Source organism: Streptomyces sp. AC1-42W, from assembly GCF_003248355.1.
Taxonomy (GTDB): Bacteria; Actinomycetota; Actinomycetes; order Streptomycetales; family Streptomycetaceae; genus Streptomyces.
Map to the genome: position 1 here is coordinate 1,847,914 of NZ_QKWY01000002.1, position 15,522 is coordinate 1,863,435.

The 15,522-nt window shown below is 70.2% G+C and carries 22 protein-coding genes and 2 pseudogenes; 10 read left to right on the top strand and 14 right to left on the bottom strand.

All coding sequences use genetic code 11. The annotated features are described in order from the left end of the window. The 9 genes from DNK56_RS26380 (at position 1) to DNK56_RS26420 (ending at position 7,134) form a co-directional block, all read left to right on the top strand. A complete protein-coding gene (locus tag DNK56_RS26380) occupies positions 1-1,020 on the top strand; it encodes a hypothetical protein (protein WP_111338311.1) in 1,020 nt (339 codons plus the stop codon). After that, complete coding sequence (locus tag DNK56_RS26385) at positions 1,020-1,727, top strand: ATP-binding protein (protein WP_111338312.1); 708 nt, start codon at positions 1,020-1,022, stop codon at positions 1,725-1,727. Before DNK56_RS26380 ends, DNK56_RS26385 begins: the two co-directional genes overlap by 1 nt. Positions 1,728-1,844: 117 nt before the next feature. Further along, positions 1,845-2,408 (top strand): WhiB family transcriptional regulator, encoded by a 564-nt coding sequence (locus tag DNK56_RS26390; RefSeq protein ID WP_111338313.1) that lies wholly within the window; start codon positions 1,845-1,847, stop codon positions 2,406-2,408. Continuing rightward, positions 2,405-3,442 (top strand): DUF2637 domain-containing protein, encoded by a 1,038-nt coding sequence (locus DNK56_RS26395; protein ID WP_111338314.1) that lies wholly within the window; start codon positions 2,405-2,407, stop codon positions 3,440-3,442. Before DNK56_RS26390 ends, DNK56_RS26395 begins: the two co-directional genes overlap by 4 nt. Positions 3,443-3,544: 102 nt before the next feature. Then, entirely contained in the window at positions 3,545-3,769 is a 225-nt protein-coding gene (locus DNK56_RS26400; protein ID WP_111338315.1) for a hypothetical protein, read from the top strand. Beyond that, positions 3,766-4,431 (top strand): MobC family plasmid mobilization relaxosome protein, encoded by a 666-nt coding sequence (locus tag DNK56_RS26405; protein ID WP_111338316.1) that lies wholly within the window; start codon positions 3,766-3,768, stop codon positions 4,429-4,431. The genes DNK56_RS26400 and DNK56_RS26405 overlap by 4 nt, the downstream gene beginning before the upstream one ends. Then, positions 4,431-6,173, top strand: a complete 1,743-nt coding sequence (locus tag DNK56_RS26410) for a relaxase/mobilization nuclease domain-containing protein (protein WP_111338317.1) — start codon at positions 4,431-4,433, stop codon at positions 6,171-6,173. The genes DNK56_RS26405 and DNK56_RS26410 overlap by 1 nt, the downstream gene beginning before the upstream one ends. Before the next feature lie 117 nt (positions 6,174-6,290). Then, positions 6,291-6,653 carry a hypothetical protein gene (locus DNK56_RS26415; RefSeq protein ID WP_342211044.1) on the top strand — a complete coding sequence of 121 codons (363 nt, stop codon included), beginning with the start codon at positions 6,291-6,293 and terminating at the stop codon, positions 6,651-6,653. A gap of 271 nt (positions 6,654-6,924) precedes the next feature. Beyond that, on the top strand, positions 6,925-7,134 hold the full coding sequence (locus DNK56_RS26420) for a hypothetical protein (protein ID WP_111339614.1): 210 nt from the start codon (positions 6,925-6,927) through the stop codon (positions 7,132-7,134). Between the two features lie 78 nt (positions 7,135-7,212). Here the strand turns inward: DNK56_RS26420 and DNK56_RS26425 are convergent, their stop codons facing one another. The 4 genes from DNK56_RS26425 to DNK56_RS26440 form a co-directional block, all read right to left on the bottom strand. After that, positions 7,213-7,542 (bottom strand): esterase, encoded by a 330-nt coding sequence (locus DNK56_RS26425; RefSeq protein WP_111338318.1) that lies wholly within the window; start codon positions 7,540-7,542, stop codon positions 7,213-7,215. A gap of 78 nt (positions 7,543-7,620) precedes the next feature. After that, positions 7,621-7,833 carry a hypothetical protein gene (locus DNK56_RS26430; RefSeq protein WP_111339615.1) on the bottom strand — a complete coding sequence of 71 codons (213 nt, stop codon included), beginning with the start codon at positions 7,831-7,833 and terminating at the stop codon, positions 7,621-7,623. A gap of 308 nt (positions 7,834-8,141) precedes the next feature. After that, a complete protein-coding gene (locus DNK56_RS26435; RefSeq protein WP_111338319.1) occupies positions 8,142-8,327 on the bottom strand; it encodes a hypothetical protein in 186 nt (61 codons plus the stop codon). A gap of 104 nt (positions 8,328-8,431) precedes the next feature. Continuing rightward, a complete protein-coding gene (locus tag DNK56_RS26440; protein ID WP_241990089.1) occupies positions 8,432-8,833 on the bottom strand; it encodes a DUF317 domain-containing protein in 402 nt (133 codons plus the stop codon). 200 nt (positions 8,834-9,033) lie between these two features. On the opposite strand from DNK56_RS26440, the gene DNK56_RS26445 reads away from it, so the two are divergent. Beyond that, entirely contained in the window at positions 9,034-9,264 is a 231-nt protein-coding gene (locus DNK56_RS26445; protein ID WP_342211043.1) for a hypothetical protein, read from the top strand. 679 nt (positions 9,265-9,943) lie between these two features. Here DNK56_RS26445 and DNK56_RS35560 read toward each other — a convergent pair. The 10 genes and pseudogenes from DNK56_RS35560 to DNK56_RS26485 form a co-directional block, all read right to left on the bottom strand. Then, complete coding sequence (locus DNK56_RS35560) at positions 9,944-10,354, bottom strand: DUF317 domain-containing protein (protein ID WP_199563618.1); 411 nt, start codon at positions 10,352-10,354, stop codon at positions 9,944-9,946. Positions 10,355-10,476: 122 nt separating this feature from the next. Continuing rightward, positions 10,477-11,295: a winged helix-turn-helix transcriptional regulator gene (locus DNK56_RS26455; RefSeq protein WP_111338321.1), complete on the bottom strand. Its 819-nt coding sequence runs from the start codon at positions 11,293-11,295 to the stop codon at positions 10,477-10,479. 29 nt (positions 11,296-11,324) lie between these two features. Continuing rightward, complete coding sequence (locus tag DNK56_RS26460; protein WP_111338322.1) at positions 11,325-11,903, bottom strand: hypothetical protein; 579 nt, start codon at positions 11,901-11,903, stop codon at positions 11,325-11,327. Further along, positions 11,900-12,568: a hypothetical protein gene (locus tag DNK56_RS26465; protein WP_111338323.1), complete on the bottom strand. Its 669-nt coding sequence runs from the start codon at positions 12,566-12,568 to the stop codon at positions 11,900-11,902. The genes DNK56_RS26460 and DNK56_RS26465 overlap by 4 nt, the downstream gene beginning before the upstream one ends. Beyond that, positions 12,565-13,041: a hypothetical protein gene (locus tag DNK56_RS26470; protein WP_111338324.1), complete on the bottom strand. Its 477-nt coding sequence runs from the start codon at positions 13,039-13,041 to the stop codon at positions 12,565-12,567. Before DNK56_RS26470 ends, DNK56_RS26465 begins: the two co-directional genes overlap by 4 nt. Before the next feature lie 40 nt (positions 13,042-13,081). After that, entirely contained in the window at positions 13,082-13,657 is a 576-nt protein-coding gene (locus tag DNK56_RS26475) for a DUF4913 domain-containing protein (RefSeq protein ID WP_111339616.1), read from the bottom strand. A gap of 93 nt (positions 13,658-13,750) precedes the next feature. Further along, positions 13,751-14,062, bottom strand: a complete 312-nt coding sequence (locus tag DNK56_RS35565) for a hypothetical protein (RefSeq protein ID WP_199563617.1) — start codon at positions 14,060-14,062, stop codon at positions 13,751-13,753. Positions 14,063-14,353: 291 nt separating this feature from the next. Further along, a pseudogene (locus DNK56_RS36840) lies at positions 14,354-14,635 on the bottom strand (DNA cytosine methyltransferase); the annotation flags it as partial. Positions 14,636-14,750: 115 nt separating this feature from the next. Beyond that, positions 14,751-14,933: pseudogene (locus DNK56_RS36845) on the bottom strand (DNA cytosine methyltransferase); the annotation flags it as partial. 1 nt (position 14,934) lies between these two features. Then, positions 14,935-15,510 (bottom strand): hypothetical protein, encoded by a 576-nt coding sequence (locus tag DNK56_RS26485; RefSeq protein ID WP_111338325.1) that lies wholly within the window; start codon positions 15,508-15,510, stop codon positions 14,935-14,937. Positions 15,511-15,522 lie beyond the last annotated feature (12 nt).

The window sequence follows — 15,522 nt, forward strand, 5'->3', positions numbered from 1 at the left end:
ATGGCGCGGATACGAACGATCAAGCCGGAGGCGTTCGTCTCCGAGTCGCTCGCCGAAGTGACCGTGGCGGCCGAGCGGACCTTCTTCGGCCTCCTGACCCAGGCCGACGACCACGGCCGCCACCGCGACAACGCGGCCATCATCGCCGGGCTGCTCTGGCCCCTGCGGGCCGAGCACACCTCGGTCCACGTCGAGGACGACCTCCACCAGCTCGCCACCGCAGGCCTGATCTGCCGGTACACCGGCTGCGACGGCCGCCGCTACCTGCACATCGTCACCTGGTCCGAGCACCAGAAGATCGACAGGCCCAGCCAGTCGCGCCTTCCGTCCTGCCCGCAGCACCAGGCCGCCGACCGGTGCGCACCCTGCAAGGGCACCTGCGCCAAGGCCGCCGAGAAGTCGCCGAAGCCTCCGCGAGGGCTCGCCGGGGATTCCCCGAACCTTCCCGCCACCCTCGATGCAGCCGGGCAGCACGACGCGACACCTCGCGATGACACAGGCAAGGCTTCCGCTGCCCTGCAGGGCGCCCTCGCCAGCCCGGACAACACAGTCGGCCGGAGACAGGAAGAAACGGCAGGTCAGGACACCTTCCCCGAGTCCTCCCCGAGCCTTCCCCGAAGCCTCGACGAGGGCTCGGCGCCTGGATCTAGGATCTTGGATCCTGGATCTCTTGTCCCTACGGGGCGCGCCGCGCCCGCAGCTGGCATCTCGGCGCAGCAACTCGTCGGCGAGTACGTCGCGGCGTGCGGTGAGCGTCCGCCCCGCGACGTGATCGGCCACCTCGGAAGGATCACCAAGCGGCTGCTCGACGAGGGCATCAGCCCGGAGCACGTCCGGGCCGGGCTGGCGAAGTTCGCTGCCAATCCCAGGCACCCGAGCGTGCTGACCAGCATGGTCAACGAGGCCATGAACGCGCCCTCGGCCGGTTTGGGACGGCCGGGAATCCGGCCTAACGTGCCCGCCCACCAGGCGTGGACCAACCCGTCCGACGCTGCCGCCGCCTACGCCGAGGAGCTCTGATGGGCACCAACAGCCGCGACCCCCAGCTTCTCGGCGCGAGCGCCCTGGAGCGGATGGCCAAGATCCTCGCTGCCCGGGACATCGACCCGGCCGCCCTCGCCGGAGCGCGGTCCGACGAACCCGAGCAGCCCCACCCGCTGGACGCACTGTCGGCCGGCATGCCCGCGCGCTACCGGGCCGCAGTGGCCGACCACCCCCAGGTCCTGGACTGGACCCGGCAAGTCGCCGACGCGGCGGTCGCCCCCACCCTCGGGGCCCGGCGCCAGATCACCACCGGGCCCAGCCTCCTGATGGCCGGCGTCGTCGGGGCGGGCAAGACCCACCAGGCGTACGGCGCGGTCCGGGAACTGGTCAGGCACGGGGTCGGCGTGCGCTGGCGCGCGACCACGGCGGCCGACCTCTACGCCGAACTGCGCCCCCGGCAGGGCGTCGACAGCGAGCGGGAGCTGGCGATCGTCAGCCGGTGTCCGCTGCTGATCCTCGACGACCTCGGCGCCGCCCGAGTGACGGAGTGGGTCGAGGAGATCACGTACCGGCTGATCAACCGCCGCTACAACCTGATGCTCCCGACGCTGATCACCACCAACCTGGCGATCAGGGACCTCCGCAGTTACCTCGGCGACCGCGTCGCCAGCAGGCTCGCGCAGATGACCACTCGGGTCGAGTTCGAGCCCGTCGACCGCAGACGCCACCGCGCCGCCGCCTGATCCACCGCAGGCCGCCACGCCGGGCAGAGCGCCCTACGCTCCGCCCCGGCACTTTCCCGACCCAGCGCACCTCTTCGCCGACACCCCTGCGCGCGGAGAGCGATCGGAGCCATCACCGTGACCCGCACGACGAACCGCCCTGCCCGACACCGGTCGCTCGGCGACCACCTCTGGCAGGACGATGCCGTCTGCCAGAGCACCACGTACAACCCCGTCGACCCCGACCTCTTCTTCCCGGACCCCGACGAGACCCACAAGATCGCCGCCGCGAAGGCGCTGTGCGGCCAGTGCCCGGTCCGCCGCACCTGCCTGGACGCCGCCCTCGAAGGCGGCGACAGCGACGGCATCCGGGGCGGACTCACCGAGGAGGAACGCGCGAGGCTGCACTCCAGGATCGCCGACCGCCTCGACTACAGCCGCGTCAACGACACCATCGCCGGACGCGACATCCACCTCACCAAGGCCGAACGCCGCGCCGTCGTCCACGCCGCCTACCGACACGGCCTGAGCGAACAACGCCTCGCCTGGCTCCTGAAGATCACCGAGGAACACGCGCAGAAGCTCTACCGCGAGACCCGCCGGGCCCTGCGCAACCGTGCCCTGAACCAGCCGACCAGCACCCCACCGCCCGACCACCAGGCCGAGCCGCTGGGCCGCGACGACTTCGGGACGGCGGCATGACGACCACGAACACACCGACCACCGCCCGCCTCACCGGCTGGGACCGCACAGCCATCATCGCCCTGGGCGGCGCCGGATGCGCCCTGTCGTACGACGCACTCCAGCAGATGGCCGTCGCCATCCACGTCCGGGGCGTACTGACCTACCTTTTCCCGCTGGTGATCGACGGTTTCATCGCCTACGGCGTCCGCGCCCTCCTGGTCCTGCGCAACGCCCCGCTCCGCGCCCGGCTCTACGTCTGGATGCTCTTCGGCACGGCCACCGCCGCCAGCATCTGGGCAAACGCCCTACACGCCGTCCGCCTCAACGGACAAGCCGCGGTCGGCACGGATCTGTGGCTCGGCGACACGGTGGTCGCGGTGCTCTCGACCCTGGCCCCGCTCGCGCTGGCCGGAGCTGTCCACCTCTACATCCTCATTGCCCGGGTGCCGGTCAAAGCCGGTGACCGCACGGGCGCCGGTCACCCCGGCTACCTCGGTCAGTCCAACGGTGGTGACCGGGGCATGGCCACCCGAGATGACCGGCTCGGTCAGCAGCGTCCGGAGGACGGCCGGGTCAGTGCTGGTCAGCCGTTCGCTGCCCTGACCGACCGGCCGGCAGTCTCCCTGGAGAGGCAGACACCGAACCTGCGGTCAGCGACCGAAGAGAGCGCCCCGGCGGACAGCGGCCTCCCGGTCACCGGTGACCGCGAAGAGCAGAGAAGCGCCCATGACCTGCGCGGTCAGCCGGACACCTCGCAGCCGGTCAGTGACCGCACGGCCGCAACCGGGCCGGTCACCGGCCAGTCGGTCACTGCGGCCCAGGCCAGTGACCGCGAGCCTCGGGCAGGCGGTGACCGGCGCAGTGACCCCGACACCGAGGAGCTGCTCCGGATCGCCCGGTCGGCGGTCAGGGCGGAGGACAAGCTGACCCGGAAGGTGGTCGCCCAGGCCATCCGGGGTCAGCGGATACCGCTGTCCAGCGACACCCTGACCGGCCTGATGGCCCAGCTCCGAGCCCAGCACGGACAGCAGGTCACCCGCACCCGGAACTGACCGGCCCGCACCTTGGCGGGTGACCGCGCCGGACACTCCGGCCGGTCGCCCGCCCCACCGAGACCGCACCCCACCCGTTCCGAACGAGTCGGAGAGCACCAGATGCGCACCACACCGGCCACACCCGCCGAGGTCGAGTCCTGGCTGACAGTCCTGCACCAGCACGGTCACGTTCACGACGTCAGCCGTGGACGCGACGCCACCTGGATCGTCCGCCGTACCCCGTCCAGCCGGCCGTGGACCCTGCACCACCCGGTCCTGGCCATGGACTGGATCGAGAACACTGTCCGCCAAATCCGGCAGACGCGCCCGGAGAAGCGCCGGTGACCACCGACGAACCGGCGGCCACCGCCTCGGGACAGCAGCGTGACCCCAGCACGGCTCCTGGCGGAGCAAGTTGTCGCGTACGACGGTCCTACGGCCCGTCGTACGCACTTGCCCCCGCCCCAGAGGGCGGGGGAAGCCCTGCTGGTTCCCGAGCGAGGACGCACGGGAACCAGCAGGACAACTGGCACCAGGGGGCGCCGGACACCGGGGGAGAAGCCAACAGCGAAACCCGCTGCGAGCAGCCGATACCGAGCACGCCCGCCTTCCCCGACCGCCTACCGCGCCGCCGCAGCCGCAACCCGAGCCGGCGCACCCGCAAGACGACCACGCGCCTCTCCGATACCGAGCACGCCGAGATCGCGACCGCCGCCAAGCAGCGCAACGTCACCGTCGCCCGCTTCATCGCCGCGGCCGGCCTGGCCGCCGCCCGCGGTTCGACCGCCCTGCACACCAACGAACGGCTCGACGCCGCGATTGACGAGCTGGCCGCACTGCGTACGGCCCTCGCCCGAATCGGTAACAACATCAACCAGATTGCCCACGTCCTCAACAGCGGCGGCCACCCGCGCGCAGGAGAACTCGAATACGCCCTGCGCGCCCTGGCCCGGCTGCTCGTCCATGTCGACAACGCTGCGAACGACCTGGTGAGGAAGCGAAGCTGATGGTCCCCAAGATCCGGCGCGGCTCACGCACCCACGGTCTGCTCGTCTACCTGTACGGCCCTGGCAAACGCGACGAGCACGTCGACCCTCACCTTGTCGGTAGCTGGGACGGCTTCGCCCCCGACCCCGGCCGCGACACCAGCCCGGACCCCGACCCGAAGGCCACCCTCGCCCGGCTCGCCGCGGCGCTGGATCTACGCGTCAAGCAGGCAGGCACCGAGGCCCCGCGTGAGCACGTCTGGCATTGCTCGGTGCGCACCGACCCCGGCGATCGGACCCTGACTGACGCGGAATGGAACACGATCGCCAGCCGCTTGGTCCGCGCCGTCAACCTCGCCCCGGAAGGCGACCCGGACGGCTGCCGCTGGGTCGCCGTACGGCATGCCGACGACCACATCCACATCCTGGCCACCATGGTCCGAGGCGACTTGCGCCGCCCCCGGATGAACTACGACTTCAAGAAGGCCCAAGGCGAGTGCCGGCGCATTGAGAAGGAGATGGGCCTGCGCCGGCTGAAGCCCGGCGACGGAACCGGAGCCAAGACCCCCACCAGCGCCGAACGCTTCAAGGCCGAACGCACCGGCCGTACCGATACCGCCCGCGAGACGCTCCGCGACACAGTCCGCCAAGCCCTCGCCGGAGTGAACGACGAGAAGGAGTTCTTCACCCGCCTCCGCGACGCGGGCCTGCGGGTGAAGGTGCGCACCGCACCGTCCGGCGACCTCCTCGGCTACAACGTCTCCCTCCCCGGCGACCGCAACCGGTACGGCGAACCGATCTGGTACCCCGGCTCCAAGCTGGCCCCCGACCTCTCCCTCCCCAAGATCCACCTCCGCCTCGCCGACGGCGCCGGCGAGCGGACAACACCTGCGCCGGACAGCGGCCGACCGGACTGGTCCGCGCCGGCCCGAGCACGACGCGGCGCCACCGGCACCGCCGAGCACGCCGCTGCCCTTCTCGACAGCGAGAACGATCAAAAGGCCGCCGCGCAGCTCGTCGGTACCGGAGAACTCCTGGACGCGCTCGCCCAAACCTCCCCGGCCACCACCCGCGCTGAACTCGCCGCCGCAGCCCGTGCGTTCGAACGAGCCACCCGCAGCCACATCCGAGCAGAACACGCCGACCACCGAGCGCTCCGCTCGGCCGCCCGCGGCATCGTCCAGGCCGGCGGCGCACTCGGCAGGGGCGAAGACGGCGGCACCACCGCCATGCTCCTGTCCACCCTCGTCCTCCTCGCCCTCGCCGCCGCCCACTGGCACTCCGCCCGCAACCACGCCCAGCAAGCCCACGCCGCACGCCAAGCCGCACACCACCTACGCACCGCCTACCACCACGCCGCCACCACCCCGCTGCGCGCACTCAACGCACAGGGCCGCGCCCTCCCGGATGCAGAGCGCCGCACCCACCAGGCCACCATCCGTACGGCGCTGAGCGGGTCAGGACTGGAGACAGAGCGCTCAGCGGCGCACGCCGATGCTCTGGCCGCCACGCTCGCCCAGGCCGAGAAGGCAGGCCACGACCCGAAGGCGCTGCTCCAGCGGGCCATCGACATGCGCGAACTCGATACCGCAGAGAACGTCAACGACGTCCTGGTCTGGCGCCTGCGCCACCTCGCGCACCTCCCCGCCCAGCCCGCCGAACCGTCCCGCGCCCGGCCTGCCGGCACCACGACCCGCCCCGCCACACCCACCGCGACCACCCACACCACCGTCGAGCCACGCCACCGACGACCACGCCGCTGAGGACAGCCGGAAACGGCCCCGCGCCACCTGGGCGCACCAGGGTCTGCATATCCCCTGGACAGCCCGCTCACCTGCTGTTACGGATGGGAACCGAGACCTCGACCGGGAGACGACACCGTGGACAGAAGAACCAACCCCGCTGCCGGCACCGACCCGCTCCGCCAACTCGTGGACGCACCGATCTTGCCCACCGGCCCCGGCGTGACGCGCCACCTCGCCCATCCCCAGGAACTCACCCTTCGCGGGATTCCGGTGATGTGCTCGGTCTGCCGAGCCCGACGCGACTGGCTGCTCATCAGCCACGGCCGCAACGTCTGGGTCATCTGCCGTTGCGGCAACCAGTGGCTGGAGCCCGAGATCACCCGCGTCGACTTCGACGCCCGCATCTTCTTCCCCGACGGCACCGTCTACCCCAGCATCGACCAGGCCCTTGCCGCACTCGGATTCGACGGGACCTTCGCTGGCGCCTACCTGGACTGAGGCGCTGCTGGATCAGCCGAAGAATAGCCATCCGCATGTAATCGAACGCGTGAGCGAAACTGAGGTGTCGAGGATCGAACTGCTCCGCTCCCTGGAGCGGGTGCAAGTCCGAGATCTCGCACGTATCGTCGGATGACCGGCTCCAGGGTCGAACCGGTGCTGGCAGAGGAGGTACGGCGCCTTATCGGCGAGAACAGCTCGCTTGCCAGCTCTGCCGTCCGGACACCGAACTGGGCATGCTGTGACGTCCATGCTGCCGGACGATAGAGGCATGAAGCCCGCGCCGATAATCGTCCACCGCCCGTCGCCCACCGGCGGCCGAAGGGTGACCGCAAACGGGCAGATCCTCGGACTCGCGCACGACGATCGCGATCTGATCGAGTTCCTTCGCCGAGTCGGCCTAAACGCGGAAGCACTGATCGACGATCCCGACTGGGTCGAGTGGCGAGGGGGCCATGCCCACGTCTGGGACGCGGCCTGACCCGCGTCGAACACATGACAGCCGCTCGTACCACGATCGACGATCGCGGTACGAGCGGCTGCGGTTGGTGTAGGTGGTTCAGGTCGGGGCGAGGCTGTTCGAGAGGTCGAGGGCGGCGGTCGCAAGAGCGAGGGCGGTGGCGAGGCCGGTCACCTCGTAGAGGGTCGGGCGGACCAGTCTGGGCCAGTCGTCGGGAGCGGCGGGCCAGGACGCCAGGTGCACCTCGGTTGTGGCAAGGCTGAGGTGGGCGGTGACGTCCCAGCCGGCGAGGGAGGCGGGTTCCCAGTGGAGCCGGATGCGGCCGAGCGGGAGAGGTGCGGAAGCGGGGGTGAGCCAGGCGACGTCGAGCGGGCCGTCGGCCCGTGCGCTCACCCGCTGGACCACCGCGCCGCGTACACCGATCGGCATGGGGCGAACGGCGAGCCCGTGCAAAGGGAGGGAGCGTGAAGAGGGGATGCGGGCCTCCGGGGTGGTGCAGATATTTGGTCAGGACCAGCCGATCGTGTCGGCGACGGCTGGTGGGAGGTAGTCCTCCTGGCCGTCCTCGTTGATGAAGGCGTGGCCGTCGTGGACGACGACCTCGGCGCCCACGTAGTGGGTGAACGGAAAGTCGGGGCCGACGGCAATTCTTACCGGCAGACGAGGATCAAGCTGCTGCAGCTGACGCAGCAGATCACCGACGGTCAGATGGCGGGGCAAGAAGAGGACCTCCAAGGGACGTACGGGGCAGCAGAAGAGCGTCCGGGCGGCGGGTAAGTCACGCCTACGCCGGTCGGAAGTTCGGGTGCGATGTCCTGCCGCCACTCACGGGCATCACGGGCGGGTTCCCGCCCGTGGTGGTAGGAGCTGGGGTTGTGGCCGGGGCAGCAGTTGCAGCGCCGCAGTCCACGCCGCGTCATCATTTTGTCGCGCGTCACGCAGTGGTCGTCCCTTCATCGCGTCGGATATTCGATGGTTGGTGCGCGTCGGGTCCGGAGGGTTGGCCGGGCTCGACGGGTTCGCGTGCACTACTCGCTGAAGACGTCCGCGATGTCGGCGAGCCATCGGCGTTCTTCGGCGCGCCGGGCGGCCCGGCGCCGAAGGGTCTTGGCGCGGCGGCCGTAGTTTCTGGGCAGGTAGTAGCAAGTGCAGCCTCGGCGGGCGTGGGCGCACTTGCGCCGGTATCCGGGGCGGGTGGCCAGGAGCATGGGCATGGCTGTGCCTTTCGGTAAAGGGGGAGGCGTGTCGCGCTCGTCAAGCGGGTGACTGCGGACGCACTGGGGGGCTGCTCGGGATCGATCCGCCCAGTGGCGCTGCGTCAGTGGGCGGAACGGGTGACGAGGGCCGCGAGGAACCCCGCGACGGCCTCGGAGGGGGTCTGGAGGCCGAACTCCTGGACCCAGGGGTCGCCCTCATCGGGCTGGACGCGAATTTCCCAGACGATGTTGCGCTGCCAGGCGGCGGGTCCTCGGGGAGCCAGCCGACGTAGACGTGGCCGTCGGGGCTCGTGGCGTGGACGTTGGCCTCCGGGGTGTCGACGACGGACCAGTTGAGGTCGTGGAGAAGGTCGAGCACGGGGGCAGCGCAGTGGTCGGAAGAGAGCCAACGGCGTTCGTGCACGGTGGGGTCGACGGTGGCAGGAAGGAGGGCAGCAGACGCGTTCATGGTTGGACGATCCCTTCGATGACCTGCGGTTTTTCCGACACCCGTACGTTGGCATGGGGTGCCCCGGAGGTCGTAGTCGTTTCCCGCACGGTGGCGTCTGCCGTGGGCGAACTTGCGACGACCCGCAAGTGTGCGTCGGCCGAAGGAATGGATGGGCGGCGGTCGGTGTCGTACCTGGGTTGCGGTGACAGGCCGTATGGGAGGGAGAGGCGGGCCGGAATGGCGCAGTCGAGCAGAGGGTGGGACGGTGCAGGGTTGGAACACAAGATCCTTGCCGCAGGCCGGCCCTGGACCGTGGGCGACACCGTGATGGTCGCGGATGGGCAATGGGGAGTTGGCGCGCAGTCCAGCGGACGGACGGAGCAGGAGGTCGTGGTGGAGCAGCGGATGGCGGATGGCGGTGAAGTCGAGTTGACGGTGGAGTTGCTGGCCCGCGTCGTGGGTGCTCACGTCTCGGATGCCCACCAGGCGGAGCCTCCCACTTGAACACGTGGTGAGGGAGCCCGTGTGGTGTGCGCCCGTATCGGGGACGTCCACCACACGGGCCTGGGCCTGACCGTTCAGTGATGGCGGGGGCCTGCCAACGGCGTCGGCGAGCTCGCTGCCGCAGGGGGAGTTGGCGACGTGGGCACCGGGCCCGGTGGGGCGGCGGTCTGCCCTGCGGTTGGGACGGGGGTGTGTCCTGCGGTTGGGACGGGGGTGTGCGGACGGTGCTGCGATGTACCCGCTGTGCGGCTGCGGGCTGCCATCACCCGTAGGCCAGCGGCGGAGCGTGGGGCGCGTGCGGCGCGGTTGACCGCCCCGGCGACGGCAGTACGCCGTACGTCGAGCGGAGTCGGGGCGGCATGTGGCCGGGGCATGCGTGAGGTGACGGGCGTGATGGTGACCAGATGTTTCAAGCTCTCGTTCAGCATGTGCCGTTCACGTACGACGGGCGCGGTAATGGTCATAGCGGCGGCCGTTGCGGAGATCAGGTGGGACGGGGTGCCGGCAGTGAAGACCGCCTCGGCGCGTGTGCCCCACCTGGGCGGACCGGACCACAAGGTCACAGCCTTTTCCTTCCTGCCGATGTACCGCCGGTCAAGCATGGCACCTGCCTGGCCGTCGGGCGCGATGATCTCGATGAGCCCAGTTCCCCACCCCCCCCGGCGCCAGCCGGCGTCGATCAAGGGCTGGAGCGCATCGCGCCAAGACGCCGACGGCCGTTCCAGGAAGCACGCACCGTCCTTGTGAGTGCTGGATTCGGCGTAGTCGCGGGCCGGGCAGCGGTGAGGCCGGCCACGATCTCGGCCAGGGTGAGGTGGTTGAAGGACGCCGCCCGCTGCGGTGCGCCGACGCTCTCGGGGGAAGCGGTGATCTTCCAGACGTCCCAGTCATCGCCAAACCAGCCGATACGAATCCGGTGGTCAGGACTGGTGACGAGCAGCTGGCAGGGGCTGTCGCCCAGGTCGTGGCGCGGCCAGTGGGCAACCGGCGCGAAACTCGCCTCGCCCGACACCCCCAAGCCGGCCAGGTACCGGGGGCTGACCAGTACCTCTTCGTAGGGATCAGGTTCGTGAGCCTGCAAGGTGCTCATAGCCGGTACTCCGGGGCGCGTAGAAGGAGGTGGTGGTGCCCGCGCGGGCGGCGCGGAGAAGCGCTTGGTCGTACAGGGGCGCTGTTCTGGTGGCGAGGGGCGCTTGGTTCTCGGCAGCGGGATCACCGGCGTCGGGCGGGGGTGGGCTGGGCGGTGGGGGCAGCGGGGACCTGCGGCTGAGGCTGGGGCGGATGGCTGAACAGGGAGGTCGGAGCAGCGGGGCTTCGGCGCAGTGCCGCAGCGGTTCGTACGCTGCTCGCCTCCAGAGGAAGGCCGACTCGGGTCTGCGCTGAGGGCGCGGGTGAAGCGGGCGTCATCTGTGCGGGGGAGGGAGCGGCCCAGTGCGTTACGGCCGCGTAGACGGGGCTGAGCGCTTGCCCGGCGGCGCTGAGGACGTACGGATCGCCCCAGCGTGGGCCGGTGCGGGTCACCAGTCCGTCATTCTGAAGTCGCCTGAGCCGCTGCAGGGCGGTGTTCTTCCCCAGATCAGTGGCTTCGGCGATGTGGAGAAACCGCATGGGCCCGTGCGTGCTGAGGGTCTGGATCACAGTGGTGGTATGGCGCAGGTGCAAACGACGGACCGCGTCCTCGATGCGTTCGGCACCGGCGATCTCGTCGAGCGGAAGGTGTTCCCGGGACCACTCGGAGAGGACACGGTAGACCGGCGGCAGCGACTCGCCCAGAGCGCTGAGCTTGTAGGGGGCTCCGTGGCGGGAGCCAGCACGGGTGACCAGATCGGCGGTATACATGTCGGTCAGCCGCCTACTGACGGTCGACATGTCGATGAAGGGCAACTGGTTGGCTATGTCGCCCACGCGGAGTGGGTGCTCGTGCTGGGCCAGGGTCTGGGCCAGCCAGACGGTCCACTTCGGCGCGAGCAGCGACAACGTGTCCTCGATCCGCTGCGCTTGGGCCGGGGCGAGGGGGGTGGTGGTGAGCATGGTGCACTCCGGTGAGAAGGGGATCGCTTTTAGGCCGAGGGGGACCGGCGAAGGCGTAGGGAAGCGGGAGCCGTACGGGGGGCCGACGCAGGAGTCACTGCGCCGGGGCGTGGCTCCGGGACAGAGGCGCTGCGGCAGAGGGCGGCAGAGACACGCGACGTGGCTGGCCCCGGATCCTTTTCGTGCAAGGGCTGTTGGCTCCGCTCTTGGTCGTGCGCTGCCGCCTTCGCAGAGTTGTTTGGCCCGCGGCCGGGGTCGAGCCGGCGGAAGGTGGCAATGGCCTTCTTGAGCTGGTCGTAGGTAACTGCCCGACGGGCTGCGAGCACATCGATTCGCGGGGCCACGCTCGACAGAACGCCGTACTGCTGCTCGTGGGCGATCTCGCCATGAAGGATCGGTGCAAGGAGATCGGCGGCGGTTTGGGCAGCCCGCTCCAGTTCCGTGTGCAGTGAGTCGACGTTGCGAGCCGACTCGGCGATCAACCGGCCGACGATGTCGCGTGGGTCATCAGAGCCAAAGTTCTCGGTCAGGTCCCAGGGATTGTCGACGTACAGCGCCTCGGCGACCAGGTGTGCGCCGGGCCGATCGACAGCGTCGTACGGGTTCACTTCGCCGGCTCCATCCGTGTAAGGAGCGAGCGGACCAGGGTGGGCAGGCTGCCCGGTCCGTCGTCGGTCCGGACGTGGTCGCTCGCTTCGTCCAGGACGTATGCGGCGTCGTCGATCAGGCCGCTGGAGATCTCCATGCAGTCGTCGGTGATGCGGGAGCCGGCGAGCAGTGCTTGGCAGAGAACTTCGACGTAGTCGCCCGGGGTGAGGGCGGCGGCCTCGGCCGCGGTCCGTATCGCCGCCAGCTCCAGCGCACTGAACGCGAAGTCGAACTCGTCGTCCGGTTCCGTGCAGAGGATCCTGTCGGCGACCGTGGTGTCAGGTTTGGTGGGGATGCCTGTGCGGGTGCAGATCTGTTCGACGGAGGCGGTCAGCTCGGTGACGGATTCGGTGAGCCACCCCAGGGCAGAGGCGTAGGAGGCCAGGGTGAACAGGCCGGCCGGGGTGACCAGGCTGGCCTCGGCGGCCACGAGCCGTTCGAACCGGTCGTTCAGGTCGCCGATGACGCGGGGCCCGGCCGCGAGCGGGCCGAGTACCGGATGCAGGTAGGACCGGCTCGCGGCGGTCGGGTAGTCGGTGGTCAGGATGCTGGAGACGCTCTGTGCCGCGTCGGTGAGACATTCGGCCAGCTCGATGCGGGTCAGGGAGGTCTGTTCGGGGGTCATCGCTGGGGAACCTTTAGAAGGGGTGCGGCAGCAGGTCGGGCATCGGTCGCGGGAGAGACCGATGCGGCTATCTGCTGAGTGGCGGCGTGGGGAGAGCGGGCGAGGGCAGCCTGCACGCGCGTTTCGGCGGCGGTGGCCGGCGGGCGCTTCTGAATGGCGCCGGTGCGCAATTGCGCGGTGTGGTAGACGGCGTATTCCTTGCGGCTGCCGGCGGCGACGAGATAGATCTCCCGCTGATGGGTGGAGGTCGCCGGGGCGTCGCGGAACTGGATGACCATCCGATAGTGCACGGCGGGGTCAACGTAGACCTTGTGGTAGCCGGTGAGGAGGCCGTGCAGCGGCAGGCAGTCGCCGTTGCCGTGAACCAGGCCCTGCAGTTCCAGCAAGGCAAGATCGCGCATATCGTCGGGCAGTTCACGGAGGTCGCGGATCGCGTCCGGATGGGCCGCGAAGGCGAAGCGCGCGCGGCTCACGGCATCGATCCAACAGCCGGGCGGCGGAAGGAGACGGTGTTCATGCCGCCAACTCCGTCTGTACGGGCGCCGGGGTGGCGAGCACGCGGTGGCCGGGCCGGGCCGGGCTCGTCGTACACGCGGCGAACGGACCGTCGGGAGCACGCAGGTGGAGGAGGGTCTGGTCGAGGTGGTCGCGGTGCCAGGTCGAGGGCCCGGACAGGCCGGCCTCGGCGTCGGTGAGCTGCTGCCATGCGAGCCACAGCGCGTGCAGCCGCGCGACGGCTTCGGGGTGCTCGTGCCACTGCGCGCACCAGGGCCGGGTCGTGCTGATCTCCCGTCCGTAGACCGGGAGGAGAAGGTAGTTCACCCAGTCACTGAGGGCCGCCAGCTCGGCCTCGTACGCCTCGCCCGCTAGGGCGACGACGAACAAAGAGGTCGGCTCCTCCCCGTCCTGGGCAGGAGCGGCCGGTCCGGGGATGGCAGGGGACGGGAGTTCGGAGCCGAGGCGGTCGAGGATGACACCGTGCTGCCTGACCTCGGACACGGTCCTGGCCAGGGTACTAGCGAGGTCGTCGAGGTCCTCGTCCGCAATGCGGAACGGATCGTGCTCGGAGGCGGTCGTGCTGTCGGACATAAGGTCGTGCTCCATCTGTGGGTCGGCGACATGAGGAAGAGGATTCGCACGAACGCCGATTTGGCCCGGCCGGAACAGCGGGGTAGAGGGCACCTACTCCGACGCCCTGCAGCGCGGGCACCGGGGGAAAGGTGGAACCAGCAGCCGCAGGGCCTCGCGGGCCTGTTGGGGGACGACACCGTTGCCCAGCGCGGTGAGCTGCGCGGGCCGTCCGAGGCCAGGGGTGGCGGTGACCCAGCCGGCCGGCAAACCCTGCATCCACTCCACGAACTCGGGCCGGAGCCGGCCTGCCGGATCGGTGGGTACCGGGGCGGGACGGGTGAGCATCTCCCACCGGGTGATCGCGGCGTCGTACGGTCCCCATCGCCGTTCGGGTCCGCGGCCCTCGGAGGCGGATCCGGCCACAGCGGTAGTGCCGCCGTTGGCAGGTTGCGGTGTAGCTGCCGGGGCAGGGAGGGCCCGGTCCGGTGGGAGGGCGAGAGGGAGGCTGCCGCGCTGGGCAGGGTCATGTCCCCGTTGCCGTGTCGCTGGTTGGGGGAGCCCTTGGTTCCGTCCGAAGCCTTCGGGGTCGGCAGCAGCCACTCGATCTCGTCGGCCAGGTTCGGGCCGTGGCCCCCGAGCTTCCGTTTCGCGGGGTGCTGGGAGCCTCCGTTTTTGGCGATGTTGCTGGTCGGGGTCTTGAGCAGGGTGGCCGGAGGGCCAGGCGGTGAGGAAGGTGCGCTCACGCCGGTGCGGGGCTCCGACGTCGGAGGCGCGAAGCACGAGCCACTTCGCGTCGTACCCGAGGTCGGCCAGGGATCCGAGTACGGCACCGAGTGCCCGCAAAGGAGGCTGGCCTGGGGTGTCTCCCAGACACCACGGGCAGGGTTCCACGTCGCCAGGGGAGCCGGCGGGCGAGGTGAGGAGTCCGCGGACATTTTCGATCACCACGAGGCAGGGTCGGAGGGCCGCGATGGCACGGGCGACGTGCAGCCACAGCCCGGAACGGGTACTGGGGTTGAGTCCGGCACGGCGGCCGGCGACCGAGACGTCTTTGACAGGGGAAGCCTGCCGTCAGGACGCACACCCGCGGGACGGTGCTCCAGTCGACGAGGGCGATGTCGCCGAGGTTGGGCACCCCCGGCCAGTGGCGGGTCAGGATGCGCGAAGGGCCCGGATCAACTTCCGCGTGCCAGGCCAGAGTGCCCCCCAGAGCGGACAGCACTCCGAGGTCCAGTCCGCCATAGCCCGAGCAGAGCGAGCCGATCAGTGGAGCCCGTACGACGTCGGCCGGCATGTCACCGGCCCCGCCGCGCCGGGGCCGTGGAAGGTGCTAGAGGTGGTGAGGGCGGGGCCGCAGCGGTGGCCGAGGGGATAACCGGAGACCGGCTGAGCGCGGCCCGAAGCTGCACGGACGGCGGCGAGATCGTCGTTGCCGCGGTGCGCAGACAATCGGCGGTATCGCGCAGACTGGTGTGCGCCTTGCAGAGCGCTTCGTCGATCACGTGTACGGCGGCCTCCCGGGCGTCGTCGGCGTCGGGCTGGACACGCAGGTGCTCGGTCCGGTCGAGGAAGGCGAGCTGCTCGGCGACTTGACCGAGCGCAGATAGCGCCTCGGCGGTGGGTTGTACGGCGGCGGTGTAGGCGGCGAGCACCTTCGGGGTGTGTGCTTCGGGTTCCTGGGCATCGCTGAAGAAGACCTCGTGGCCCATGCCGCTGGCCAGTTGGCCGAGAGCGGTTATCTGCCGAGCGATGTCACCGAGGACCGGCGGGCGCAGCGGGTCCGCGAGGTCGGGGAGCTTGCCGCGCTGGGCGTCGAGGGCTGCCGCAATGGAGCGCAGGGAGCGGATATCCGCGCTGGGGGTGTTGTTCATAGTCGATCCAGA

Excerpts from the sequence above, each read along its gene's own strand:
- DNK56_RS26380 (WP_111338311.1), top strand. The coding sequence starts at position 1 with ATGGCGCGGATACGAACGATCAAGCCGGAGGCGTTCGTCTCCGAGTCG.
- DNK56_RS26385 (WP_111338312.1), top strand. The coding sequence starts at position 1,020 with ATGGGCACCAACAGCCGCGACCCCCAGCTTCTCGGCGCGAGCGCCCTG.
- DNK56_RS26395 (WP_111338314.1), top strand. The coding sequence starts at position 2,405 with ATGACGACCACGAACACACCGACCACCGCCCGCCTCACCGGCTGGGAC.
- DNK56_RS26400 (WP_111338315.1), top strand. The coding sequence starts at position 3,545 with ATGCGCACCACACCGGCCACACCCGCCGAGGTCGAGTCCTGGCTGACA.
- DNK56_RS26410 (WP_111338317.1), top strand. The coding sequence starts at position 4,431 with ATGGTCCCCAAGATCCGGCGCGGCTCACGCACCCACGGTCTGCTCGTC.
- DNK56_RS26420 (WP_111339614.1), top strand. The coding sequence starts at position 6,925 with ATGAAGCCCGCGCCGATAATCGTCCACCGCCCGTCGCCCACCGGCGGC.
- DNK56_RS26425 (WP_111338318.1), bottom strand. The coding sequence starts at position 7,542 with ATGCCGATCGGTGTACGCGGCGCGGTGGTCCAGCGGGTGAGCGCACGG.
- DNK56_RS26435 (WP_111338319.1), bottom strand. The coding sequence starts at position 8,327 with ATGCCCATGCTCCTGGCCACCCGCCCCGGATACCGGCGCAAGTGCGCC.
- DNK56_RS26440 (WP_241990089.1), bottom strand. The coding sequence starts at position 8,833 with ATGCCAACGTACGGGTGTCGGAAAAACCGCAGGTCATCGAAGGGATCG.
- DNK56_RS35560 (WP_199563618.1), bottom strand. The coding sequence starts at position 10,354 with ATGAGCACCTTGCAGGCTCACGAACCTGATCCCTACGAAGAGGTACTG.
- DNK56_RS26455 (WP_111338321.1), bottom strand. The coding sequence starts at position 11,295 with ATGCTCACCACCACCCCCCTCGCCCCGGCCCAAGCGCAGCGGATCGAG.
- DNK56_RS26465 (WP_111338323.1), bottom strand. The coding sequence starts at position 12,568 with ATGACCCCCGAACAGACCTCCCTGACCCGCATCGAGCTGGCCGAATGT.
- DNK56_RS26475 (WP_111339616.1), bottom strand. The coding sequence starts at position 13,657 with ATGTCCGACAGCACGACCGCCTCCGAGCACGATCCGTTCCGCATTGCG.
- DNK56_RS26485 (WP_111338325.1), bottom strand. The coding sequence starts at position 15,510 with ATGAACAACACCCCCAGCGCGGATATCCGCTCCCTGCGCTCCATTGCG.